This window comes from Maricurvus nonylphenolicus, assembly GCF_042854845.1.
In the GTDB taxonomy this organism is placed as follows: Bacteria; Pseudomonadota; Gammaproteobacteria; order Pseudomonadales; family Cellvibrionaceae; genus Maricurvus; species Maricurvus nonylphenolicus.
The window spans coordinates 2,433,407-2,459,691 of record NZ_AP031498.1 but is presented as its reverse complement, the minus strand read 5'-3'; the positions used below and the strand labels follow the sequence as shown (position 1 = coordinate 2,459,691).

The window sequence follows — 26,285 nt, the reverse complement described above, 5'->3', positions numbered from 1 at the left end:
TGCGATTAAATAGTAACACCCAACAGCGCCTTACGAATCAACTCATCCAACACCAGCCGTGTCACTGGCTTGCCAAAATGACCATCCATCCCCACTCGTAACGACTGACTGTGCACCTCTTTCTCAATATTGGCAGTAATCGCCACTATCGGCACCCTTGACCACTCAAACTCTTTTTCATACTTCCGAATCATCTCCGTAGCTTCATGACCAGAGATACCCGGCATCTGGATATCCATTAAAATAAGATCGTAATGGCTGTCCCCACGCATATACTCCCCTACCGCTTCTAAACCGTTATCCACCAACTGAGAGGTAAAGCCCAACTTGTCTACCAACCGCTTAATGATCATTTGCTGTGTAGGCGTATCTTCTGCAATCAGGATTTTGTATTCATCCACGGCTTTGGGTAAATGTAATAATTCTGATTCCCCGGTTTGGTAATCCGCTACTTCGTAGGGAATTTCAAAACTGAAAATAGAACCACCCTCAGGGTTAGCACTGTAATGCAGGCCCGTGGAAGAATCTCCGCACATAATCTGCACGCAATCGGTGGCGGACGATAATCCCAACCCCATCCCCTTATGACAACGGGTATCAGACATATCTCCCATAATAAAGGGTTTAAAAAACAGGCGGGAATTTGCGTCTTGCATACCGCAACCAGTATCAACAACGGCAAAGCGGAGTTTGTTGTTTTCCAGCAACGTAACATTCACATCGATGCGCCCACCATCAGCGGTAAACTTAATCGCATTGTCCACCAGGTGCAGAATGACTTGTTCCAATAAGTCCGGATAGCCACAAATAGGCAGCGAGCTGTACTCGGCGGGGTAGTTCATTTTAAACACCAAGCCCCTGCCCAGCTCATAGATACTGCGATTAACTTTTGAGGAAATGGAAAAAACCGTCTCCAGCAAATCAAACGCTGAAGGTGTATAGCAACGGCTTTCACTAATGCGCAAGCTGATCGCGTTAATAATGTCGGTGATACGGGTTTTCAGAAGCTGACAGGCATCGCCGTGCATATTCAAGATGGAGCGCGCCTTTTCACACTCGGCCAACTCTGCTAGCTGCTCCCCCAGCCCTTCGATAGAATTAACGGGAGTAAGAATTTCATGTACAAGGTTACGCACAATCGCTTTTTCCAGATCGCTGACTTTTTTATTACGCGCACTGTGCTTTAACTCAAAAGGAAAAGGGACTCGAGCAAATTTCACCAGGAAGTAAGGGCTGCTACCTATGGCATCGACAGCATCGATAAAGACTTCACCAAAGTCTTTATCAACCAGTTCATGGGCTTGTTTAAATGAGAGTCGGCCGGTTTTCTTGAGGATATCTGTAAGCTCTACAGTCAGCTGCTCCCGCCTGGCCATATAATCTTCATTATTGGCCAGATGCTGACTCTGATGCAGGATATGTAATTGGCCGTCAGGCTCCAGCTCCCACAGACTGAGCCAGTCTTGGGTATTGTCGATTGCGAGCATGATGCCCGTAAGGACATCTTCCAAATCTGTTAATGCCATGACCCCAAGCCTTAAAAAATAAGCTTAGGATAAGTATAGGAAGTCGTGGAGAGCCTACGCAGCAGTAATAGTCATTACCCAACATGTGGATATAACTAAAACATGTAGTGGCCAAAAACGTTAAATAAAATCAGGAGAATTCGCTTCCATCGCCATGCGGCGTTTGATCTCCTCCCAGGCCTTCAGGGAGGAAGCACTACCCACCCGCTTCTGTACATTGCGGGATTTTGCCAACCACAGACCATCCACATCGAAACTGTAGATAGGCAGTAAATCCTGGCGTTGTGAGGCGGGCTTAATCACTTTATCAATATTATCGAGAATCAATGGCTCGGCACCAGGAGAGGCATAGTAGGCCAAGACCATATGTGCCTGGTTGTAATCGAGGGCTTTTACATAGTGGATACGCAAACGCTCTGCGGGTATGCCTGCGGCTTTTAAGGAGAAGAACTTACCGATCGAGAAATCTTCGCAATCGCCACCGTTGGTATTTAGGGTCTCAACGGGTGTGGCCCAGTAGTCTTCTTGGCCCCAATGCTGTAGATCGGACACCCAGTCAATGCGATTGAAGAAATCATTAACGGCCTTCAGCTTATCCTTATCCGCCAGCTGCGGTTGGGCCTTTAGATCCCGCATCAATTGATGCCATTCACGGATACGCTGCTCGCTGGCAGAAACAGGCTTGGCGGGTGCAGCCTGAGTGGAAGAAGGTAGGCTACTGGCACTGATAGCCGGGGCTGGCCCATTGATTACGTTAGACGCAGGCACGGCCTCACCGTCTGCCCAGATCGGCAAACAGGAAAACAACCATGTTATTGGTAATAGCTTTATTCGCGACCTGACAGCCACATATCCACCCTGCTAACACAGGTTGGCGCTTAGGTCTCAATCAGTGAGGAATATGCGCACAACCCCATTCGGTAACCGTTCGACCCTTAGCACGGTTAAAACCGCCCAGGGCACTGGCTTTGCGTCCCCGTGTTACCACGGGTTTGCCTTTATCGAGGAGCTGGCTAAGGCCTGAAACGGCCAGAAGCGGCTCTTTCGAGTGCTTTAATTGTGGGTTTGACACGTCCTTATGTCAATGGGCTGTCCCTGCATGGGGAAGAACAGGTATAAAAACGCCTGAATTAATAACCAGGCGCTACCTGAACTTGGCGAGGGCGCAGTTGTACCGCCACTCCCGCCAGGAAGATAAACAGGGATGCCAACAGGGTCGATAACAGCGGGATATTCCACTCACTATCGGCCGTAGCCGTCTCCTCTACCTTTTCCAGCTGCTGACCTTCTACCTGCTCAGTTTGCGCTTGCTGGGGCTCAGAAGCCTGCTGTGAGGCTGGCAAAGCAGCTGTTGGGTCTACCGTAGGCAATGACAAATCGAGACCAAAGCCGGCAGACTGCTGTTCAAAGTACTCACGCAGCTTTTCATTATCGACAAACAGGTCATGTTTGTTGGTCAGCTCGGCAAACTTCTGCAGGATCTGCTGCAGGGTTTCTGCATCTGCCTGCCAGTAGTCCTTACGGTTGGCTTCCAACATGCGCGACAGCATATTGGCCTGGGACTGAGGGTTCATTTCCTCGAAGAACTCGTTGATACCGACTTCCAGCTTGTCTTCAACATAAACCTCGAAGAACTCCTGCCACTGATCATCACGAACAATATTCGGGTCAACCACATTCCAGCCCCAGAAGTTTTCCAGGTTGGACGCCATGGTGGTCGCGCCGCTGTAACCCTCTTTCATCATTTCCTCGACCCAGCGCTTGTGGAAGTTGCGTGAACGCAGCTCCTTGGCCATGAAGCTTGCTGCATTTTCAGCTTTCGGATTATTGGCATCTCGCAGGTTGCTGATCATCATCTGTGGGCTTTCACCGTCGATATTACGCACCGCCAGAGCCAGAGAGCCGAAGTATTCAAAAGGGTCATCTGACGTGATCATGCCGTATACATTGGAGGAACGAGAGAACAGTGCTACATCGGTACCTGACAATTGTTCAGCGTAGAGGTTTACCTCACGCTCAACGCCATCCGCCCCGGTAACCGTACCCACTTTTTTACCCCAACGGCTGTTGTCACTGCCGTAGTAATAGCCCATGGTCGATAGGTAGTTATCGGCAATCTTGCTGTCGTCTTCCCAAGTATCAGAAGCAAATACCGGATCACTGACGCCACTGCCGTAGTTACCGGAGGAATTAGAGAAGATTCGTACGGTAGACAGATACTCAGCCTCTTCACCTTCTACCCCCTGCTCTTTCAGCTCCTTGGCAATACGCTGAGAATTATCCCAGATGGAGTTGTTGTCTTCCTTTAGCTTGGCTACAGACTCGATTGCTTTAGCCAACCGTTGCATGACATTCGGGAAGGCATCGCGGTACAAGCCAGTCGCAGACAGTACTACGTCGACCCGTGGGCGTTTCAGTTCAGATGCTGGAATAATCTCGGTACCGATAACACGACCATCGTCACTCCAAACCGGTTTTACCCCCATGGCATACAGTGCCTGGGATTCCAGTACCCCGTAGTGACGCATGGTTTCAATCGACCACAGAGAGAAGGCCAATTTATCAGGGAACTTGCCGTGCTGCTTGTAGTAATCGTTAATCACGCCATCAGCCAGCTCTTTACCCTGCTCGAAAGCTGCCTTAGTTGGTACACGGGCAGGATCAAAGCCGTAAAGGTTGAAGCCCGTAGGTATAGAATCAGGGCTACGCACCGGGTCGCCACCATTTTTCACAGGTACATATTGACCCGATAACCCCATGACTAAATGATCCAGCTCTTTAATAGCAAGCAAATTGGCGTAGTATTTCTGCGCTTTTCGCAGTTCTGTAATGACTGCTTCATCCAAACCTACATCGTCCAACTCCTCTTCCGTAGCCGTTTTATCCACCACGAAAGCACGGACAGTTTTATAGCCAACTAATTGATCCAGTTCATCACCGGTTACTTGAGTGATTACTCCTTCAAAATCACCACCGTCTTCGGCGGCATGGTGAGCATATTCATCATGGCTATTGCTGTGATCGTGTTTTTTATCATGCTCATGATCGTGCCCATGAGTATGGTCATGAGCCTCGGCTTCGAAGTGCTCACGCTCAAAGGCTGCGATTTGCGCCGGGAAGGATTTACTGATCATTTGCAGCAGTGTTGCAATCAGCAAATCATTTTCCGCTAACTCACCATAGGAGTGCAGCCCCAAAGGCTGGTTCTGCGAAGACAAGTCTTCCATATAGTCATGCAAGACTTCCAGAAAGCCATCAAAATCTTCGTCAATCTGCGCCTGCTCCCAACCGAAGTCATCACAGATATTGTTGGCTATACAATCATCAACAATCTGCTGACCCGTCTTGTCTTTTACACCGCCTTCATCCAATGATTTGTATTGATGCATTAACTCGTGAAGATCCGCCACATCGCCTTGCAAACCAGCGGCAGCAAAAGGTGGTGTCATATGCCCAAACACTGTGGCGCTGCCACGGCGTTTGGTTTGCATGGCTTCGCCCACATCATCGACAATAAATGGATAGAGAACCGGTGTTTCCCATACCGCCAGGTTACCCTGATCGTATTTGGACAGGCCACGCTCTTTACCACTCAGATATTCCTGTGAACCGTGAGTACCCAGGTGGATGATGGCATCACTGTTCCAGTAGGTTCGGGAATAGAAATAGGCCGCCAGATAGAAATGGTTCATGGGTACCGTGCCTTTATGATAAAGCATGGCTTCCTGATCTTTATCATCGGAACGCGGTGGCTGCCGCATAACCAGCATATTGCCGTTGCGCATACGCGGAATCACAAAGAAAGACTTACCGTCACGCTTAACGGTCATAAAACCTTTTTCTGCCGGCCCCCAAAACTCATTAATAGGCGCAGTGACATCGTTTGGCAGTGTATTGAACCAGGCCAGGTAGTCTTCAACAGGCATCAATTCCGCCAGATCTTGCTCCAGCAGGTTTTGCAGCTCGAACTCACGATAAAACGGCTCGAGAATCGGTTTTATGCGATCCACATAATAATCATTATTAACTTTATTAACCCCGTAACCTTCAGCATACAGACGATCAGATATAGAACGCAGACTATCGGGAACATTCAGGAACGAAGCACCAACATCAATACTGCCCCATACCATTATTGTCATACGTTTATCGGCATTAGGTTTGTGCTTTAATTCGGCATGATTCAGTGCTTTATTGAGTAAATATTCCAGCTGATAATCAATAACTTCGGCACGACCTGTTTCCTCGTTAATAGCTGCCACAATGGTTGGATCAATGACACCGGCACCTTCTGGGAGCACCAAGGTAAAAGGCGTCATATTCGGGCTGATGCCCTGGTTATCAGCTTCCCAGGCTTGTTGATCACCATCAAAATAGGTCAGGCCCTGCAAAACCGGTACACCCAGTTTTTCAAACTCTTGCTTGCGTTTGGCCGCCCAGTGAATGTTGCGGAAGTTAACAATAACGTCAACGAAGGTTTTCCCGTCTTTGCTAATCAGGTGCGTGTAGTCAGAACTAAACGGACTCAACTCGAAGAAGAAAGGTACCACCAGGGCACCCTTCTGCTCTAATTGAGCAATAGCGCTATCAATCACCTGGGTTTGAGCAGACTCGATCAGCGAACGTTGCAATAAAACACCAATGACTTTCTGTGGCTGTTCTGCCCCCTGCAGCTTCCAGCTCAAATATTTATCCAGGGAATCAAACACCAGCTGCTCAGCTTGCGGGTGGTAAATACCCAGGTCTGGATAGATAATCGGCGCCTCGACTTCACGACTGTTATCCTGAGAAAACACCCGATAACTCAAGTAGTCGAGCATACGCTGGATATTCTGCACACCGCCATTGCTGTAGTAGTCGTGCAGCAACTTGGCCTGTTCACCAGTAACACCTTTAACCAGCTCAGGCTGCTCCAACCAGTTGATAGCCAGGAACTTTGTCTGGCCCTGCTTGACGATACTATTGACCAACGGAATATATTTTTCGTAGGTTTTCTTGGACTCGCGCTTGGATACGCCGTCGAGTACAACGAGATCGTATTCAGCGAACAGTGTTGCGGCCTTACTGAGATCACCGATGGATTTCTCAGTTTTTTGCTCTACCACAACCCCTGTGGCCGCCGTGTTTTCTTTCAGCAGTGACACCTTGGCTTTGTTACTGTGGGCGGCGCTTACAAACAACACCTTTTCGTCAGCTGCCTGGGCTGTGGTAGAAAGCATAGCGCTAAATGAGAGGGTTAAGGCAATTCCCAACGCACTTAACCGATTTAGATATTTACGTTTTCTGTTCATAGAAATGATCTCGAAGCAATCGTTGAGGGCTGCCATTAGGCAACCCTGTAGCGTGTTGGGCGCATTTGCATCAGCACACCTGCGATAAAGAACAGCAGCGACAAGCTGAGCGCAAACAGTAGTGGCATATCCCACTCCTGCTCTGTCGGCTCGGTGTGCTCAACCTTTTCCAACTGCTGACCTTCAACCTGTTGTGACTCTTGATTAATCGGGGCTTGCGCAGGATTGGCCTGAACATCTGGCGCAGCCATATCATTGACCGGTAAAGCTATATCCAAACCAAAGCCAGCCGCCTGTCCGTCAACATATTCCTTAAAGGTCTCGTTATCAGTGTAAACATCGTACTTGTTGGCCAGCTCAATGTAACGCTCAGTCATCTTTTTGATGGTTTCTGCATCAGCTTCCCAGTAGTCCTTGCGTACAGCTTCCAGCATACGCTCCAGGATCTGCGCTTGTGCGGTTGGGTTGGCCTGCTCAAACCACTCATTGATGTTCATGTCGTAACTATCTTCAACATAAATTTCAAAGAACTGCTGCCACTGCTCGTCTTTAACATACTCCGGCGCCATCACTTCCCAACCCCAGAAATTGTTCATGCGATCGAGAATGGCAGTCGCACCGGCATAGCCCTCATTCTGCATCTGCTCGATCCAGCGCGGGTGGAAGTAGCGCGAGCGCATTTCCTTGGCAAGGAAACGTTCCATGGTCTCGGTCTTTTCACTGCCAGCCTTACGCAGATTAGAAACGAACATTTCCGGTGTAGCACCATCAATATTACGCACAGCCAAACCAATACCACCGAAGTACTGGAACGGATCGTCGTTGGTCAGCAGTGCATAGAGATTACTGGAACGCGAGAAAACCACGCCATCGGTACCCGACAACACCTGACGGTAGAGATCGGAACCTTCAATCTTTTCACTCCAGCGCTTGGCATCTTTACCAAAACCGTAACCCATGCGATTGATATACAGATCGGCCAGCTTATCGTCGGTTTCCCAAGTATCCGATGCCAGACTGGAATCGGCCAAGCCAGTACCGTAGTTACCGGTTTCGTTGGAGAAAATACGAATACTCGACAGATAATCGATATCTTCTGCCGACATGCCCTTCTCTTTCAGAGAGGCTTTAATTGCCTGGGTATTTACGTAAATGGAATTGGATTCTTCCTTCAAGTTCGCGATCTGATCGATAGCATCAGCAATCCACAACATCACATTCGGGAAGGCATCGCGGTAGAGGCCGGTTACGGTAATCGCCACATCCACACGCGGACGTTTTAATTCACCGAAAGGAATAATCTCGGCACCAGTAACCTGCCCTGCCGCATTCCATTTAGGGCGAAGCCCCAAGGTACGAAGAATCTGAGCTTCCAGAACACCGTGGTGACGCATGGTTTCCAGTGACCACAGCGAGAAAGCCAGCTTGTCCGGATATTCACCGTGGCGCTGGTAATAATCGGCAATCTGGTCTTCGGCCAACTTGGAACCTACCTCGTAGGCTGCCTTGGTGGGTACGCGAGCGGGATCAAAACCAATCAGGTTTTTACCGGTGGGTGCAGCCTGCGGATTGCGGATAGGATCGTTACCATTGCCCGGTTCAATAAACTCACCGTTCAGTGCCCGCAGCAGGTTTGGCATCTCTTGTGTGCCGTGGAAGTTATCGTAATATTCTTTGGCCTTATCCAAGTCTGCCTGAAGTGCATCATCACCAAGATTAACATCAGCATTTTGCAGATAACGCTGTAGCAGCTGGTAGCCAGGTAGCGCCTCAAGCTTTACCGCCCCGTTGTTATCCACCTTTTGATCATCCGCAATAGCCCAGCCTCGTTTTTGTTCAAGTACATTGGCCAGCGCTTTAAAGTCATCGCCCAGCATCTGGCTTATGGTGGTATACAGATGCGAATCAACGGGCACATCACCAAAGCTGTGCAGCCCTAAAGGCTGGCTCTGTGATGCCAAACTCTGAATATAGTCTTGCAGCTGCGGCACCATATTGTCGAAGTCAGCCAGAACCTGTTCGCGGGTTAGCCCCAGGTCGGACAACATCTTATGTGCTTCGGCCAGTTCAATGGCTTTATCGCGGGTGGAGTTTTTTACACCGCCCTCATCTAACTGGGTGTAATCCGCCAGTAGTACTTGAAGTTCAGCAAGTTCGCGATAGGCACCCGCCTCGGCAAACCCAGGTGTCATGTGGCTGATCATAGTGGCGCGACCACGACGCTTGGCCTGCATCGCCTCACCGACGTTGTCGATAATATACGGGTAGATTACCGGTAGATTGCCCACCGCCAGGTTACTGGAATCGTAGGCCCATAGACCACGCTCCTTACCCGGTAACCATTCCTGAGAACCGTGGGTACCCAGATGCAAAATAGCATCGGCGCCCCACACTTCACGGGTATAGAGGTAGGCAGCCAGATAGAAATGGTTAATCGGTGTGATGGTACTGTGATAAAGGCTTGCGGAGTCTTCTTTACCATCGCCACGGCCCGGCTGCGGCAGCATAATCATATTGCCGCTGCGCATACGTGGAATCACAAACGCGCGTTCGCCCTTGTAGTCCACCAGCATCGGGTTTTCACTCGGCTCGCCCCAGCGTTCAACAATTGGCGTACGCACCTCTTGCGGTAAGGTCTCAAACCACTGTTGATAGGTACGCAGAGGCAAGTAATCAGCCAGCCCCTCTTCCACCAGTGGTGAAGCATCTTCGGCGCGATACATAGGACGTAACAGTTTACCGGCATTGTCGATAAACCAGTCTTCCGGTTTGGGTTCAACCTGGTAGCCGTCTTTATCCAAGGCACTGACGATACGCTCCAGTGATACCGGCACGTTTAAAAATGCCGCACCAATATTTTTCTCCCCTGGAGGATAGTTCCACATCATCAAGGCCAGTTTTTTCTCTGGCTTTGGAATGTGCTTTAAACGCGCGTGATTTACTGCACGCTCAGCTAACGCCTGTAACTGCTCTTCAATTGCAGCCTTGTGACCAGCTTCGCCGTTGGCAGCGAGAATTACCGGATCAATAACACCACTGGACTCTGGCATAACCAGGAAGAAAGGTGTCATGGTGCCGGATACACCGGCATGGTCATCGAGGAATTTCTGTTTGTCACCGCCAAAATAATTGAGGGCGTGGATGACCGGTACATTAAGCTGTGAGAATTCCTGCAAGCGCTTGTCTATATAGTGAATAACGCGGTAGTTGATAATAAGATCAACCCAGGTTTCACCGTCCGTCTGTAGTAGGTCGGTATAGTGCTTGCGTTCGTCTACACCCTCGTAATAAAAGCCGACAGCCTTGGCGCCTAACTGTTCCAGCTGTGCCAGTAACTGATCAACGACTTGCGTGTCTTCCAGTTCTATCACGCTACGGTGCATGCCCAGAGCCACCATCGGTTGACTTTCACCTGCGCTCAACCACTTACGCATTGCATCTCGGTCATCACCGACCTTCCCCGGAAATTCTGGGTGATAAAAACCGGTTTTAGGTAATAACTGTGGTGCAGCCACGGTCTTGCTGTGCAAATTAAACAACTCACCCGCGGCATAGGCCATTAAGTTGTTAAAGTTCTGCTGGCCACCGTTGGTATAGTAATCAATCAACGTCTTGGCCTGGGCTTCGCTCACACCCAATTGCGCAACCGCACTTTCCGCTTCTCGAACAGCAACCACTTGGGTACCCAGTTTTTTAAACAGAGGCGCCTTATCACCGAATACCTTCTGGCTATTGGCTGCATCCATACCATCAAGCAAAATCAGATCCCACTGCTCGGCCAGCTGTGCCCAGTGATTTTGCTGCAGACCACGACTGCCCTGGATGGCAAAACCCAATCCACTTGTCTCTGCGGCACTTTTTAGCATTTTGGGACGCAGAGCATTGCCGTGGCCCATGCTAACCAACAACACATTTTTGCCGTTAGGTTTGGGGGGAGTCTTTACAGAAATTGGCGGCCCACCAGCAGCCAATAGCGATTGGCTGAAAATGCTTAAAAGACCAAAAACAAAAAGAGCGCGAAGCATAGAGTTCATAGCGTCACATCTAAATAACAAGATAATTTTATAAAGGAAAACACCGCGCCCCAGTGATTGAAGCTGATTGCGGTGTTAATAGATTGGCTGTGATTATTCCTGGCCGGCCTTGTCACCTTCAGGAACATAGACAATCGAACCATCGGCCATGCGATAAGCGACACCGGCCTTAACCCCATCACCACTGCCAATTTCACCATTGGATTTGTAGGTCTCGATGGTTTCGCCGTTTTTAATAATCATTTCCATATCTGGCTGCCCCGCGTTTTTAATCACGGTGACATTTTCTTCCAGAAACGGATTCATTGGATTTTGGGCGATAGCAATCAGTAGTGCTGCGACCAATACCAAAAACACATCAACCAGGTTTACTACTGATAGTGCCGGGTTGATGGATTCGTCTTCATCAAGCAGCCTCACGTTGCGCCTCTCCTGTATTGGCAGCAATCGCTTGCGAAAGTGAAGCTTGCTGCTCTTCAACAAGCGGTGCCAATGCCACCAGTTCACCTGCTAACCAACGTTTTTTCACGCTGGCAATCCAGAAGGTGATCGAAGCAATCACCAAACCAAAAATGACCGCCGAGAAAGCAACGATGAGGTTTTCACTGATACCCTGCACATTACCGTCGGCCAAGCTTTTCAATGCGGGGCCCATGGGGACCATAGTGGCGATCAAACCCAACATAGGCGCTAAACGGCTAACGGTACGCACACCTTCCATATCTTCCAAAGCGGCAACATCCAGCTCGTCCTTGGTAATGGCGCCACGGGCGTGAGCCAATTCAACCAGCGGATATCCCTGTGGGTTTTGCTTTAAATCAGAGCCTAAAGGCGTTTTTAATGCCGCCAGATAAGCCGCGCGATTTTTACGACGTTGCCACGCCTGCGCTGCGAAAACACCCGAGGCATAAAGACTGTAGGCCAGTAAAATAACCAACAGAATTAATACCGGGCCCATAAAAAAGTCCGATGCCTGATACATCAGATCTTCAATTTGTCGAATCATATAAACACCTAAAATAGTAAAAGTATGTTATTCGGTTACAGCCGTTGCATCTGCATGCATCAAGACTTGCGTTGCTTTCAGATCATGGCGCTGCAGCCAGGAAAACAGTTTCAGTAACTGTTCCAGGGAAACATCCTTATCACCCGCCAATACCACTTGCGGTTCGTTACCGGATTTTTTGATGGTCGCCACTTTGTCAGCAAGCGCTGTCTCAAAGGTAATCCAGTTACGGTATTCTTCTTTATCCAGAGCCCAGTGATCACCATCATCAAATAATGTAATCGTTATGGGGTCTTCCACATCCAGAAGTTTGCTGCTTTCACTGCCCTCTTCCGGCAAACTTACTTCTAACGCCCGTGGTGCGACATTGGCCGTCAGTAAAAGGAAAACCAGCAGAATAAAAATCACATCCAGTAACGCCGTCATATCGGGGAAAACCATGCTGCTTCCGGAATGTGTTGAAGGCCCCACCTTGATCATGCAAATTGTTCCCTTTCAGCCTCTTCCCTAACAGAGAAGCGCGCGTTCACGACACTTGCAGCAGCCTTTTGCGCTGAGGGAGCAGACTCCTCTTTAAGCGATAACGACAAAGAGCAGTGGTTAAGTACATTTTGCATAACCTCGATGCGACGATCGGCCCAGAAGCTCAACAATTGCCCTGCACACAACGCTGGAATCGCAATAATCAATCCCGCCGCAGTGGTTGCCATGGCCTCCCACATACCACCGGCCAACAGTGCTGGGGTTACCGGGCCGTTTTGATGGGCGACATCCTGAAACATGGTAATAATGCCCAGTACCGTTCCCAACAGTCCGAGTAATGGCGCCACTGCACCCAGCAAATTAAGCCAGCGAGTACGCAGCAATAGATATTGTCGTTGTTCTTGCAACCACAGGCCCAACCTTTCTTCGCGTAAGGATTTTTCGGCATCGGCATGATGCGCTAACAGCGCCAACCCCGCCCTTAGGCCACGACCTTTGCGTGAATCTATATCAACGTCAGAAATGTCGCCCTGTAAAAACTGCCGCTGTAGCGCTTCGGCATTGACCACAGGGTAGAAACAATGGGTAATCAGGCGCTCAAGAACCAGGGCGCCTACAAGAACGGAACAAAAAATCAGCGGGTAAATAATTGGCCCCGCCGTTAATAGATGTGCTTGCAACATGTGCAAAAACCCCAATATTCAAGAACAACAAAAACGCTAAAAGGTTGATTCCCTACCGACGTAATTCAAACGCCACCGGGACCTCAATCCAGGCACGAATAGGTCGACCATCCATTTTCGCCGCTTCGAATACCCAGCCAGATACCGCCTTCAAGGCAGAAGCATCCAAACTGGCAACCCCGGAAGAACGAACAACTTCCACTTGTTCGGTATTTCCTTCCGGGCTCACTAATGCTTGTACCCAGACTTCACCCTGCTGCTTTCTACGCAGAGCGGTTTTTGGGTAAATCGGTGGCTGGGGGACTTGTCGATAACTCACTTCCCTAACCACGGGTATGGATTCCAATCCGGGGGGCTGTTCCGCTGTTGTTGCTGCCTGGGCAGCAATAGCCTGTTCCTGTTGCGCTGGCTCTTGAACCTCTTCCTGGTTCTGTTGAGCTATTTCCTCAACGACTTTTTCTTCAACGTTGTCGGCAACTTCTTGCTGAGGCGGAATAGCTGGAGCTTTTACTTCCGCTGGTGCATTAGTCGCTTTAACAACTTCTTTAACCCGTTTTTTTTGTACCGGTTGCTCCTGCTTCGTCACCTTCTTTGGTTTAGTGGGTACTGGAGGCGTTGGCTTAGCCGCAGCAGCCACAGAGAAGTTCACCGCGATAGGTAGCTGTTGTGCCCCACCCGCAAGACTAATCACCTGCTCTTGATGCGACTGCTGATTAAAGATCAACCAGTGAAGTGCCAGGGAAGCGAACAATGCGCCCATTCGCCATATGCCACCCTTAATCACAGTGCCCTCGTTATAAAACCGAAACATGTTGAAACATAATGATAAACATTATCATTAACATTGGCAAACACAATATAATCTTATTAACTGAGATGGCAGCCAATAGCAAAGCCCGTTACACTGTCTGCTTCGCTGTATGAGGTGGACTAAATGTCTGAATTTCAAAGAATTAGTTGTGAGCAGGCCCAGCAGATGATGGCCGAAAAGACCTGCCAGGTGGTCGATATCCGCGATGAGGCATCCTTTGCCAATGGTCATGTCACTGGCTCACAACTGCTCAATAACATCAATCTGCAGGACTTCTTGCTGGATTCTGATCCGGATGCCCCTACCCTGGTGTTCTGCTACCACGGCAATAGTAGCCAGCAAGCCGCTCACTTTTTAACCGAGCGGGACTTTACCGAGGTCTACAGTATTGATGGCGGTTTTGAGGTTTGGCGCCAGCTGTTTCCGCAACAAATATCTACAACAAACGGCTAACCATGAGTTTCGATCTGAACCAGCTGTTGGACTACCTGCATACTGAACGCATCCAGGGCAACCAATTTGAAGGAAAAATCCTGCCCGGCGAGCGCCCTGCTGTGTTCGGAGGCCAGGTATTTGCCCAGTCGCTGGATGCGGCGATACAAACCGTCGACGCAGATCGCCGCGCCCACTCTATTCACGGCCACTTTTTACGTGCTGGAGATATTAGCCAACCGATTGTGTTTGACGTGGTGGAGTTACGCACCGGTAGAAGTTTTGCAACCCGACAGGTGATCGCCACTCAGGATGGCAAGACCATCTTTCAGGCCACAGTTTCTTTTCAAACACCCGAACAAGGCCTGTCACACCAACAGGCGGCACCTACCAGCGTAGATCGCGACACCATGGTTTCAGAGGAAGCCTATTGGCAAGAAATTCGCCAGCATCGCGCCAACATGCATCAGCTTCGCCCCACTGATTTTTCCGCTCTGGAAATTCTCGGTAACTTCCGCCGCGACTTCACAGAACCTCAGACCGGAGAGCCAAAACAGCAGCTCTGGCTGAAAGCCAATGGCACACTAACGGCAGACAGTAATGATCACCGCCTGGTGCTGGCTTTTATGTCCGATATGCATTTATTAACCACAGCTCTGCAAGCCCACCCCTACACCTTCGCCTGCGGCAAAATTCAACAGGCATCCCTGGATCACACGGTATGGTTTTATGAAGATATCGATGTGTGTAATTGGCTTTACTATGACATGCATAGCCCGGTTAGCGCCGGTGCGCGCGGATTAAATCACGGTTATTTTTATACCGAAACAGGCAAGCTGGTTGCAGCGGCAAGCCAAGAAGGGTTGATTCGCGTTCGAGACTGAAGAGTGGACTAAACACCACTCTTTTTAGTACGTAAAGCAAGATCAACTTATTATTCTTCCCCACACCTATCGCCTCTGGAAAAGAGCGTGCCCAGCAGTTAGAGCTTGTCCCGAATTTCAAAATCATGTTAGAGTCCCCGCCGGATTTAGGTGCCTATTGGCGGTTCTCCAAGCCGCAGGGATAGGTTAAAAGGGAAGTCCGGTGAGTTCTGGCTACTATTTTTTGGAATGCCAGTAACGAATCCGACGCTGCCCCCGCAACGGTAAACACACTTGTGTAAGCCCGATACCTGCCTAGAGACCATCGACTCGAGTATGAAGCGGAGGGCTTCTGGGTGTCAGTTGCAATGGGCCTCTACGGGTCTGTTCTGCCTGCCTTTTCCCCTCCCTCATGCGTGAAATTTACGTTTGAGGATAACCATGAAAATTTCCAATTCGCATACCAAGCGTCACAATCGTGTACGCCTACTCTGTGCTGCCTGTAGTATCGCGGGATATAGTATCGCGGGATATTCATCAGCATTTGCCGAAACTAGTGCAAGCAAAACCGGCTCTATAGAAACCGTTGAGGTAATTGCCGAGAAAAACCTGGGTTTAAACCTTGGTGAAGTTAATTCTGCCTCCAATCGTCTGGGCCTTAGCGCTATGGATCTACCAGGAAGCGTAGAATTTATTAGTAAGGAAGATATCAAAATTCTAGCCGACTATACCTCACTTGCTGCGATCACTCGCGCAACAGGTTTTTCGGCCAGTGCCAGCCCCGGCAACGGTGGCACGGCAACATCGGTGCGCGGCTTTAATGGACACAGCTCTGTGGCTTACACCTACGATGGCGTCCGACTTTATGTGGGTGCAGGCACAGTAACCTTCCCTGCTGATACCTGGACCATTGAACGCGTTGATATTCTTCGCGGCGCGGGTTCGGTTATTAATGGCGTAGGTGCAATTGGCGCTACCGTTAACTATGTCAGCAAACAACCTGAATTCGAAAACATTAGCTCTGAAGTGGATGTTGCAGTCGGCTCTGAAGATCTAGTCCGTATTGCTTTTGGTAGCGGCGGGCAGCTAACGGATAACACAGCATATCGCGTTGATCTTGTTAATCATGAAAGCGATGGTTATGTCGATAATGGCGATGAGCGCCGCAGCGCTATCGCCGCTTCTCTGCTGCATAAGCCAATGGACAATCTGGATATCCAATTCAGCGTTGATTACGCCGAAACGGATCAATCCGCCTATTGGGGAACCCCTCTGGTCAATGGTGAGATTATTGGCAGCACCCGTGATGAGAACTACAACATCGACGACGGTATTGTTGAATATGAAGACCTGTGGCCACGTGTAAGCATCGAGTGGCAGGTGACGGACGCTATACGCTTCCGCAATGACACCTTTTATATGAAAGCTGACAGACACTGGCGCAATGTTGAATCTTATGATTACAACTCCAGCACAGGTGACATAGATCGCTCTTTCTTTCTGGAAATTCTGCATGAACAACGCCAATGGGGTAGTCGCAGTGATGTCCTATTAGATCTCGATACAGCAGGCCTACATTCACACCTTAATATCGGTGCAGAGTTTAATTTGATTGATTTTACCCATCGCAATAATCGACCTTATTCCGGTAGCGATAGTGTTGATTTATTCTCACCGAATAGCGGTCACTGGGCTGACGGTGTAGATAGTGTCACCAGTAAAGATTTTGAAAGTGAAACTTTCCAGTATGCCGTCTTCGCTGATTACTTACTCGAATTCAATGAGCAAGTAAGCCTGGTTGCAGGAGTTCGTTATGACGACATCGACTTTGAAAGAGAAGACTTTGAGCGAAGCAATGCCGTAGGACATTTCGAAGCAGCCGAAAAGAGCGATGCCGATTTTTCCGGCACCAGCTGGCGTATTGGTGCAGTCTATCAGCCAAGCTCGTCACTCAGTCTCTATGCCCAATACAGTGAAGCGCTGGATTCAATCCAGTCCATTCTTTCTGCCACCAACACCAATCTTGATCTTGGGGAAGGCACTCAGATTGAAGTTGGCTTAAAACACTCCCTTTGGGACGACAAAGCTCAATACACCATCGCCCTGTTCGATATCGAAAAAGATAATCTGCTAAGTGATAACCCAGGCGGTATTCAGGAGCAAATTGGCCAACAATCTTCCAGAGGTATTGAGATTGATCTGGCCGTGCAACTTAACAACACCTTAAGCCTAGATGCAAACCTGGCGCTGGTAGACGCAGAATATGATGAGTTTGTCAGCGGTGATGACTATTCCGGCAATCGTCCTCGCAATATCCCCCGTAAAACCAGCAATCTGTGGCTGAACTGGACCCCTGTAAGTCATGTACTGGTTGATGCCGGTGTGCGCTATGTTGGCGAACGTTACAGCAATAACAGTAACACGGCCGAACTGCCAAGCTACACCGTTTTCGATATAGGAATCCGCTGGCAACTGGACAATGCCCTGAGCATTTCTCTGCGAGGTAAAAACCTGACAGACGAAGAAGACTTTGTACTTGCGCCTTACGGTAATCAATGGGTGCTCGGACAAGGCCGCAATTATCAACTAGGTATGAACTACCAGTTCTAACCCTTGTTAATAATCACGGCTGTGGCTTTGTAGCTGTGGCCGTGATTGTCACAGGTTTTTACGATGAAATTTAAACGCTACTGGTATCTGTTGCATCGCTGGTGTGGTATTGCGATGTGCCTGTTTTTCGCCATGTGGTTTTTTAGTGGCGTGGTGATGATATATGTCGGCTTCCCTAAACTGGACCACCAGGAGCGGCTTGAGGCCTTGCCAATAATTGATGCCGATTCGATTTTCTGGGGACCCGATCTCTTGCTTCCTCACGTTCTACAAAGCGATATCAGCTCTTTGCGACTAACATCGGTAGCTAGTCGGCCTATCTACGTATTAGAAACCCGTAGCGGAGAAAACCTGGCATACTTCGCTGATAACGGCGAGCCTTTAACCGTTAACGCGACCCTTGCCCTCAAAAGCGCTGAACAGTTTGTACAAGGTCATCCCCCGCTAGTTTTACCTATTTCTTCAAGCTACCTTGGTTTAATTGAGATCGATCAGTGGTCTGTATCTAGCAGTCTTAACACTCATCGCCCCCTGCATCGTGTATCGCTTAATGACTCTAAGGGTACACACTTATACATTTCATCCCGCACAGGAGAAGTCGTTCGCGATGTTAATCAAAGCGAGCGCGTATGGAACTGGCTAGGCGCTAATTTGCATTGGCTGTATCCCGTGCAGCTACGCAAACACCCATCGCTCTGGGCTGATGTAGTGATTGTGATATCGCTGATTGCTTGTCTTGTTGTGCTGACAGGCGCAATTGTCGGTATTCAACGCCTGCGTATACGCAAACCCTATCGCGGTAAAGATTATACGCCATATACAGGGATGGCTAAGTGGCATCATCTATTGGGATTGGGAGCTCTGGTTTTCTTATCGACCTATACACTGAGTGGCCTTATGTCGATGAACCCATGGGGTATTTTTGATGATAAACAGAGACTGGAGCCACAATTAGAGCGTTATCACCTAGGTTTATCTCAACCTTTACAGCAGTCTATGGCTTTTCACAACGCTGAGGATCTCAAAACGCTATTGAACGATTCACCCGTTATTGAGATAAGCTGGCACAGGCTAAACGGTGTATCCTATATTGTCATGCAGCAACGTACCGATACAGCTAAAGCCTTGCTCGGCGATGGAAGCAAACTGTCACAAGAGCAAATAGCACAAGCTATCTCACAATTATTACCCGATGTACCTTTGGCATCCACAAGCCTACTCGACAGCTATAACCTTTACTATTACAGCCATCACGAACGCCATAGGCCTTTGCCTGCCTTAAAAGCAGAGTTCGAAGATAACGATGGAACCTGGTTCTATATTGATGCCAACACTGGAGTAGTGCTTGACCGACTTACATCCCGTGGACGGCTACAACGTTGGCTTTACAATGGCTTGCACAGCCTTGATTTTAATGTGCTGATTCAGAATAGACCGCTATGGGACATAGTGGTTATTACCTTGAGTATTATTGGTTTTATGTTCTCTGTTACGGCGATTAATTTGGGGTGGCGTAGATTAAGGTGATGGCCAAAGTTAAGAGATTTACAGATCAAATAGACAGTTATGGTAGTTTTACCTCACAACTAAACATGCGCTTTACATTGCCTTGCGCTACCAATTTGCCTTGATCAACTAAACCAAAAACTCTTTGGGCGTAGAAGACATCTGGAATACCTTTTATTCGACCTTCCAACTTTATCATGGCCATGCTTACAACCTTTGCCACTTTTCGGAAGCTTATACCAGCCTCAGCCAACAAAGCCTGATCAATAAATTGCAGCTGTTCATCGGTTAGGCTGGAAACCAGGTTTATCTGATCTTCGGTAAGTTCTGAATCATGTGGAGTTTCAACCATGCTTTGCTGACTCCTTACATTTAACCGTTTATTCAAAAAGAATTGGGCTATATATCTAGCAGACTTACCATTTAGAAACCCAAATACTGAACGTTTTTGTACTTTACGGCAAAACCAATTCAAACACCCCGCCCCCAAGCGGACTGTCATTACTTAAATGAATACTACCCTGCTGCTCCCCCTGCTGATGCAACATAGCCACACACTGCGCAAAATACAGTCCCAAGTGGGTACTTCCCTCTTCAAAATCAACCGATTTATCCATTAGCTTTTGTGGGCATTCGATCATCATAGGCGGGTAGCCATTGCCATCGTCGGCGATACAGATACGTAGTTGATTGTTTTCGATAGTAGCACGCAGCAACATATTGCTTTTTGAATAGCGGGCACCATTAACCAGGACATTGTGGATCACACTACCGACCAGTTCATCATCGAAGTACCAGGCCAAGTCCGGATCGCAATCAATCTCTACGTCGATATTGCGTGTTTTAAATAACATATCGTTGCGGGCGAGCTGATCTTCCAGAACATCAATTACAAAATGCTCATCGAGGCGGAACGGCATATGATTGTTCTGCATGCGGTAGAGTGAAAGCAGCTGGATTAACTCGCCATTGATGCGTGAAGCCTCATATTGCAAGATGGCAAAGCGCTCTGCCTGGGCTGAATCCTGGGCGGGATTAGCCTGAATTTCCGACTCCAGTGAATTCAGCAACATGCCTAATGAGTTTTTCATATCGTGGACACTGGAAGCCAGAACCATGGAAAAATCCGGTTGGGCGAGACGATCGGTCATGTAATTCCCCTTTATAATCTGTATGACTAAACCTTATTTAGACTCGCGTTCCAAGGTTCTGACCATATCCTGTAACTGTAAGAAGCGATTAAACTGCTTATGAGATGACTCTATTTGAGTGCGCACTTTTTCCATCGTGTTTAAGCAATTTTCCATTAAATCATCATCGACACCATACTCACGCATCTCCCCAACTAATGCCTGAACAAGGTTTAAGTGCACACCGACATGATTTGGGAACAGGCGCTTGGCACGCATAAAGCAATCAATAGCACGCTGGTACTCTCGCTTTTTATAAGCGCCAATGCCCTCACTGTTGATAGCTGCCACCCGTTGGCGATTATCTTCACTGAGGGGTTCATCCAGTAAACGGTCAATTTTGCGCAGTGCTTCTTCGTCGTTACGATACTCTTCCACCAGGCATGCCAGTTCTTCTTTGGCTTTTTCTTTCTGGCCTGTTGCCCGGTAACTGGTAATTAAATCGAGCTTTGTGTCTAAATCCAGCTCCAGACTTTGTTCTGCTAATTGCTGCTCCGTCTCTTCGAGGAGCGTCTTGGCTTTTTGGGTATCACCCTTGCCTGCACAAATCTGGCTTTCCAACAGCTGGGTTTGCACTTCCATATCGTGGCTTAGCTGGAACTTGCGTGATGATTCATCCAGTACCCGCATTGCCTCACGGGAAAAATCATTGGCCAGCTTGGCATTTTCCTTAAACAAAGCGGCCGTTGAACGGGCAAAGGCGATATGGTTTTCAACTTTATCCTGACAGGAGTTCTTGCCGAGTTTTACGGTTTTGTGCAAAGCCCGAGCAGCGACCTCAACATCGTTATTTTCATCGGCAACCTGTGCCAGGGATTGCTGGCGTAAAATCGACATGGGCGACATATCAACGGCAGTTTGCAAAACAGCTTGCTCAGCCTCACTGTCCTCCTTGCGCCGACAGTTATCGACCAGGGCATCATAGGCCTGCATACAGAAGGGATTCTTCTCGATAATTTTTCGCAACCAGTCCTGGGAGGTTTCCAAATCACCCTGAAACTGTTTCACCTTAGCCAAACCGACCTGCGCCCAATCCAAGGGGCGAACTTCCAGCACTTGTTTAAACAGGGCTTCAGCTTCGTCATAACGCTGTTCTTGCAGCAACAGCCCGCCGAGTATTTTTTGGTAAGCGGCCGTGTAGCGGCTATTGGCTGCAATTTTCGCTTGAGCCTCGGCAATAGCGCCGGTGCTATTGTCCTCATCAAGGCACTTATGGATAGCAGCCATATCGTCTCGCTGGGCTAGCAGGCGGTCCAGTCGTTGACGCAGGGTTTTACCGGTAATGGGTTTGGTGAGATAGGCATCAGGCTCATAATCATAGGCCGCCAACACAATATTCTTGCTGGAATCTGCTGACACCAATAAAAACAGGCTCTGATGCTTGAGCAGTTTGTTCACTCGCAACTCTTCCAGCACCTGATGGCCGTTTTTCCCTGATCCCAGGTTGTAATCACACAGTACGAGATCAAATTCCCGGCTGCGGCACTGTTTCATGGCATCTTCACCATTAATGGCAGTAACCACGTCGTGAGCCCCAAAATCCTGCAGCAACTTGCTGACAGTCATACGGAAATTATCGAAATCATCAATGATAAGTGCTTTGATCTTGCCGTAATCGTTGTACGCCATAGCTATATAAAACCGTCTATGCTGTCCATTGAGTGCTTATTGTGCTGAAAGAATAAGCCTAAGTCTTTGATATATATTCCATTTCCCCAAATTTCAGCATAGACCATATCGGCTGTAAACAGAGAAATTATAGTGTCCGATGAGTCATTGCCTGGTATGCCCTGGCAGGCTAAAATCCGCCCTCAGCCCGCCCTATGCTGGCTATCTTGGAACCTCCGCAGCAATTAAGACCTTGAGCATGACTAAAATACCCCCTTCTGAGCAGCGAGATAGCCTCTACGCCAACCCCCTGGGGAGTGTTGCGGATTTCAGCTTTGATCAAACCGTGGTCGATGTATTCCCCGATATGATCAAACGCTCTGTACCCGGCTATGCCACTATTATCAGCATGATTGGCAACCTGGCCGAGCGCTATGCCAAGAGCAATAGCGATTGCTACGATTTGGGCTGCTCACTGGGAGCCGCCACCCTGGCGATGCGCCACCGCATTCAGGCGGCTAACTGCCGTATTATCGGGGTAGACAACTCTGCGGCCATGGTTGAGCGCTGCCGACAACTGATGGACGCCGATAGCGGCGAAATCCCGGTAGATATCATCTGTGCCGACTTGCAGGACGTCAATCTAAATAATGCCTCAGTGGTAGTACTTAACTTTACCCTGCAGTTTATTCCTTTGGCAGAGCGACAGGTTATCCTGCAACGTATTTATGATGGCCTCAACCCCGGTGGTGTATTAATCCTGTCAGAGAAGCTGACCTTTGACGATAGCGCACACGATGAATTAATGATCGAGCTGCACCACAACTTTAAACGTGCCAATGGTTACAGCGATTTGGAAATTGCCCAGAAACGTCAGGCCATTGAAGATGTCCTGATCCCTGAAACACTCTCCACCCATAGAGAACGTCTGCGTGACGTTGGCTTTTCAAGCTCAGACCTCTGGTTTCAGTGCTTTAATTTCGCCTCCATGATCGCCATTAAATAATCACCATGATCGATTACTCTGCATTACTTCACAGCTTGAAAGATACCAAGCTGGAACCCTGGCTAAAACTATTGCCTGAACAGATTGCCCGCGGCCTGGATACCCAACGCTTTGGGGACCTGCCCGGTTGGTATGAAGCTCTTGATGCTTTACCCGAAGTACCTACAAACACTGTCGAACTGAGACAACAAGTCGCCGTCGGCCATGAAGATGACTGTGACGATAAAACCCGCGAGCAAATCCGCTCCGCTCTGGAATTATTGATTCCCTGGCGCAAAGGCCCCTACCACGTCCACGGTACGTTTATTGATACCGAATGGCGTTCGGACTGGAAGTGGGATCGCGTACTGCCACATCTGGCACCACTAAAAGACCGTTTAATTCTCGATGTTGGCTGCGGCAACGGTTACCACTGCTGGCGCATGCTGGGTGAAGGCGCCCGACAGGTGATTGGCATTGATCCCTCGCCGAGGTTTGTGGTGCAGTTTTACTGCCTGAAACACTTTATTGGCCAATCGCCTGTCGATGTATTACCCGTAGGTATTGAAGCGCTGCCAGCTAACCTGCAAGCCTTTGACACCACCTTTTCTATGGGTGTGCTTTACCATCGGCGTTCACCAATGGATCATCTGCGTGAGCTTAAAGCGACACTGCGCCCCGGTGGCCAGCTGGTTCTGGAAACCCTGGTAATTGATGGCAAATTAGGTGACGTTCTCGTGCCTGAAGGCCGCTACGCCAAGATGAATAATGTCTGGTTTTTACCGAGCTGCGATACGTTGATTTCCTGGCTGCGAAAATGCGGCTATAAAAATCCACGCATGGTGGACTGTAATGTAACCACTACCGATGAACAGCGCGCTACCGATTGGATGCGTTTCCATTCCCTACCCGAGTTTCTGGACCCGCAAAACCCTGAACTCACCGCCGAAGGGCACCCCGCTCCCATGCGTGCCGTTTTTGTTGCTGAAGCACCGCAATAACTTTCCCGTACACGTAAAACTCTAGCAACAGCAAGCGCGACAATTTGTCACATGCGGCAATCTGCCACATGTGACAATTTACCGCATTCCGCCCACCTAAGCCGCACACTACAATTTCGCCCCAAAAAAACCTTGGGGACAATTATCATGCGTGTAGCATTGACACCACTTAGTTTGGCTATAGCTTCCGCTATCACCTTCTCACATTCTAATGGCTTCGCGGCGACACAAAACACTTCGGCAATGGAAACCATGGTGGTAACCGCCACCCGCGAAGCAAAAGATAAATCAACACTCAGTGAATCCGTAAGTGTTCTGAGCGAGCAGGATCTTGAACTGATTGCCCCCTCCCACCCTGCTGAAGCACTCAATCAAATTGCCGGTGTACATGTTAATAACCTGGGCGGTGAAGGCCATATGTCGGCTATTCGCCAACCTATCACTACCTCCGGTGTTTACCTGTTTTTGGAAGACGGCGTACCCACCCGCCCTACCGGCTACTTCAACCATAACGGTCTGTATGAAGTGAACATTCCTCAGAGCAGTCGCCTGGAAGTCACTAAAGGCCCTGCCTCTGCACTGTATGGTAGTGATGCGATTGGCGGTGTTATTAACTCACTGACCAAACCCGCCCCTATCAATCAGGCATCAGAAACCGATATTAATCTGGAAGCCGGCTCACACGGCTGGAAACGTTTACTGACGTCTTTTGCTACGGGCATTAATGATCACAGCGGTCTGCGCATTGATATTAATGCGACCGACAGTGACGGTTATCGCGATAACGCAGACTACACGCGCTACTCCACCACTCTGCGTTACGACAATCAACTGACTGATAAGCTAAAGCTGAAAGTCCTGGGGTCTTACAGCGATATCGAGCAAAGCGGCGTTTCATCACTGGAATATGATGATTACAAAAACGATCCGAAAAAGAACCGCTACCAGGGTGACATCGGTTATCGCGATGTTAAAGCCCTGCGTCTATCCGCAGAATTTAATTATCAAATGACGGATGACCAACTGCTGACCATCACACCATTTTATCGCGACAACTCGATGGAAATGATGCCCAGCTGGATGGTTACCTATGATCCCAATGTGCGAGATTACCAATTCCAGTCCTATGGTGCCCTGCTGAAATTTAGACAAAATCTGTGGCAAGACCGTGTACAAGTCATTACCGGCTTGGATATTGACTATACGCCCTCAACCTACGAGGAAGAAGATATTACGGTAACCACACAGGGCGACCTGTTTACCGACTATCAAAAGACTGGCAATAAACATTACGACTTTGAGTCTGATCAGTTGTCCCTAGCCCCTTATATCCACCTGGAATGGCAGTTCGCTGAGAAATGGCGCCTAAACGCCGGCGCCCGCTACGATTATTTTGAAGTCGATTACTCCGACAAACTGGCAGGCCAAGCTGTTGATAGCCGCCACCTGCGCCCTGAATCTCAAACCCTGCGCTACGATGAAGTCAGTCCCAAACTCGGTTTGGTGTATCAATACACCAGCAACCACAACGCGTATCTTAGCTACCGCCAAGCCTTCCGCGCACCGACAATCGGCAATCTATTCCGCCCAGGTTCAAGCCTCGAAAGTGATCAGCTGGAACCTGTGACATCTGACAGCGTTGAATTGGGATTACGTGGTCGCTTCTCACCACGTCTTGCTTATGAACTGGCCATTTACGACATGGACATCGAAAACGATATCGTTAGCTTTATCGATGGCTCCGATCGTAAATCCGTTAACGCCGGCGAAACCAGCCACAAGGGTATTGAGTTAAGCCTGCAAAGCCAAATCACCGACAACTTCAGCGTTAGTTTGGCTGCCAATTACACCCGCCAGCGCTACGAGGATTTCAGTTACGTGTATTTAGTTTGGCCTTCACTGCAAAGCATCAACTTTGCAGGTTTTGATGTCGCCAAAGCGCCGAAGAAAACCGCTAACCTGAACCTGACTTACAAGCCACCATTCCTGCCCAAGGCCAGTGCCAGTCTTGAATATGAATACCTGGGTGAATACTACACAGACCAAACCAACACGGCTAAATACGATGGCCACGAGTTGGTGAATCTGCGACTGCACTATGAAGTCAGCCCTCAGCTTTCCACCTACCTGCGCGTTATGAATATTAGCGATGAACGCTACTCCACCTACACCTCCAATCAGGTAGGTGATCCAGACATTAGCTATCGTCCAGGCTTGCCGCGCAGTGTGTATGCCGGTGTACGTTTAAGTTTCTAA

The 26,285-nt window shown here is 48.9% G+C and carries 19 protein-coding genes and 2 riboswitches; of the genes, 7 read left to right on the top strand and 12 right to left on the bottom strand.

Annotated features, from left to right (window positions below; genetic code table 11):
- Positions 1-5 precede the first annotated feature (5 nt).
- The 9 genes from ACGHZ6_RS10510 to ACGHZ6_RS10470 form a co-directional block, all read right to left on the bottom strand.
- Positions 6-1,526 carry a hybrid sensor histidine kinase/response regulator gene (locus tag ACGHZ6_RS10510; RefSeq protein WP_390618806.1) on the bottom strand — a complete coding sequence of 507 codons (1,521 nt, stop codon included), beginning with the start codon at positions 1,524-1,526 and terminating at the stop codon, positions 6-8.
- Positions 1,527-1,646: 120 nt separating this feature from the next.
- A complete protein-coding gene (locus tag ACGHZ6_RS10505; RefSeq protein WP_390618805.1) occupies positions 1,647-2,294 on the bottom strand; it encodes a transglutaminase-like cysteine peptidase in 648 nt (215 codons plus the stop codon).
- A 148-nt stretch (positions 2,295-2,442) separates the two neighbouring features.
- A riboswitch (cyclic di-GMP riboswitch) is annotated at positions 2,443-2,533 on the bottom strand.
- Positions 2,534-2,656: 123 nt separating this feature from the next.
- Positions 2,657-6,817 carry a cobaltochelatase subunit CobN gene (locus ACGHZ6_RS10500; RefSeq protein WP_390618804.1) on the bottom strand — a complete coding sequence of 1,387 codons (4,161 nt, stop codon included), beginning with the start codon at positions 6,815-6,817 and terminating at the stop codon, positions 2,657-2,659.
- A gap of 35 nt (positions 6,818-6,852) precedes the next feature.
- Positions 6,853-10,851 carry a cobaltochelatase subunit CobN gene (gene cobN / locus ACGHZ6_RS10495; RefSeq protein ID WP_390618803.1) on the bottom strand — a complete coding sequence of 1,333 codons (3,999 nt, stop codon included), beginning with the start codon at positions 10,849-10,851 and terminating at the stop codon, positions 6,853-6,855.
- A 93-nt stretch (positions 10,852-10,944) separates the two neighbouring features.
- The gene (locus ACGHZ6_RS10490) at positions 10,945-11,271 is read right to left on the bottom strand and encodes a DUF2149 domain-containing protein (protein WP_390618802.1); all 327 of its coding nucleotides are present in this window, start codon (positions 11,269-11,271) and stop codon (positions 10,945-10,947) included.
- On the bottom strand, positions 11,258-11,857 hold the full coding sequence (locus ACGHZ6_RS10485; RefSeq protein ID WP_390618801.1) for a MotA/TolQ/ExbB proton channel family protein: 600 nt from the start codon (positions 11,855-11,857) through the stop codon (positions 11,258-11,260). Before ACGHZ6_RS10485 ends, ACGHZ6_RS10490 begins: the two co-directional genes overlap by 14 nt.
- Positions 11,858-11,884: 27 nt before the next feature.
- Positions 11,885-12,298 (bottom strand): biopolymer transporter ExbD, encoded by a 414-nt coding sequence (locus tag ACGHZ6_RS10480; RefSeq protein WP_390618800.1) that lies wholly within the window; start codon positions 12,296-12,298, stop codon positions 11,885-11,887.
- A gap of 35 nt (positions 12,299-12,333) precedes the next feature.
- Positions 12,334-13,023: a MotA/TolQ/ExbB proton channel family protein gene (locus ACGHZ6_RS10475; protein WP_390618799.1), complete on the bottom strand. Its 690-nt coding sequence runs from the start codon at positions 13,021-13,023 to the stop codon at positions 12,334-12,336.
- Between the two features lie 52 nt (positions 13,024-13,075).
- Positions 13,076-13,783, bottom strand: a complete 708-nt coding sequence (locus ACGHZ6_RS10470; protein WP_390618798.1) for an energy transducer TonB — start codon at positions 13,781-13,783, stop codon at positions 13,076-13,078.
- A gap of 174 nt (positions 13,784-13,957) precedes the next feature.
- Between ACGHZ6_RS10470 and glpE the strand changes: the two genes are divergently transcribed.
- From glpE to ACGHZ6_RS10450, 4 genes are all read left to right on the top strand, one after another.
- Positions 13,958-14,287 carry a thiosulfate sulfurtransferase GlpE gene (gene glpE, locus ACGHZ6_RS10465; protein ID WP_390618797.1) on the top strand — a complete coding sequence of 110 codons (330 nt, stop codon included), beginning with the start codon at positions 13,958-13,960 and terminating at the stop codon, positions 14,285-14,287.
- Between the two features lie 2 nt (positions 14,288-14,289).
- Entirely contained in the window at positions 14,290-15,150 is an 861-nt protein-coding gene (locus ACGHZ6_RS10460) for an acyl-CoA thioesterase (protein ID WP_390618796.1), read from the top strand.
- Positions 15,151-15,294: 144 nt separating this feature from the next.
- A riboswitch (cobalamin riboswitch) is annotated at positions 15,295-15,463 on the top strand.
- A gap of 107 nt (positions 15,464-15,570) precedes the next feature.
- The gene (locus ACGHZ6_RS10455) at positions 15,571-17,739 is read left to right on the top strand and encodes a TonB-dependent receptor (protein WP_390618795.1); all 2,169 of its coding nucleotides are present in this window, start codon (positions 15,571-15,573) and stop codon (positions 17,737-17,739) included.
- Positions 17,740-17,802: 63 nt separating this feature from the next.
- Positions 17,803-19,266, top strand: a complete 1,464-nt coding sequence (locus tag ACGHZ6_RS10450) for a PepSY domain-containing protein (protein ID WP_390618794.1) — start codon at positions 17,803-17,805, stop codon at positions 19,264-19,266.
- A gap of 37 nt (positions 19,267-19,303) precedes the next feature.
- Here the strand turns inward: ACGHZ6_RS10450 and ACGHZ6_RS10445 are convergent, their stop codons facing one another.
- From ACGHZ6_RS10445 to ACGHZ6_RS10435, 3 genes are all read right to left on the bottom strand, one after another.
- The gene (locus ACGHZ6_RS10445) at positions 19,304-19,597 is read right to left on the bottom strand and encodes a DUF3658 domain-containing protein (RefSeq protein WP_390618793.1); all 294 of its coding nucleotides are present in this window, start codon (positions 19,595-19,597) and stop codon (positions 19,304-19,306) included.
- Positions 19,598-19,700: 103 nt separating this feature from the next.
- Positions 19,701-20,396 carry a sensor histidine kinase gene (locus tag ACGHZ6_RS10440; RefSeq protein ID WP_390618792.1) on the bottom strand — a complete coding sequence of 232 codons (696 nt, stop codon included), beginning with the start codon at positions 20,394-20,396 and terminating at the stop codon, positions 19,701-19,703.
- A 33-nt stretch (positions 20,397-20,429) separates the two neighbouring features.
- The gene (locus tag ACGHZ6_RS10435) at positions 20,430-22,064 is read right to left on the bottom strand and encodes a response regulator (RefSeq protein WP_390618791.1); all 1,635 of its coding nucleotides are present in this window, start codon (positions 22,062-22,064) and stop codon (positions 20,430-20,432) included.
- A gap of 238 nt (positions 22,065-22,302) precedes the next feature.
- Between ACGHZ6_RS10435 and cmoA the strand changes: the two genes are divergently transcribed.
- The 3 genes from cmoA (at position 22,303) to ACGHZ6_RS10420 (ending at position 26,285) form a co-directional block, all read left to right on the top strand.
- A complete protein-coding gene (gene cmoA, locus ACGHZ6_RS10430; protein WP_390618790.1) occupies positions 22,303-23,049 on the top strand; it encodes a carboxy-S-adenosyl-L-methionine synthase CmoA in 747 nt (248 codons plus the stop codon).
- Positions 23,050-23,054: 5 nt separating this feature from the next.
- Positions 23,055-24,029 (top strand): tRNA 5-methoxyuridine(34)/uridine 5-oxyacetic acid(34) synthase CmoB, encoded by a 975-nt coding sequence (cmoB, locus tag ACGHZ6_RS10425; protein ID WP_390618789.1) that lies wholly within the window; start codon positions 23,055-23,057, stop codon positions 24,027-24,029.
- Between the two features lie 147 nt (positions 24,030-24,176).
- Entirely contained in the window at positions 24,177-26,285 is a 2,109-nt protein-coding gene (locus tag ACGHZ6_RS10420) for a TonB-dependent receptor (RefSeq protein WP_390618788.1), read from the top strand.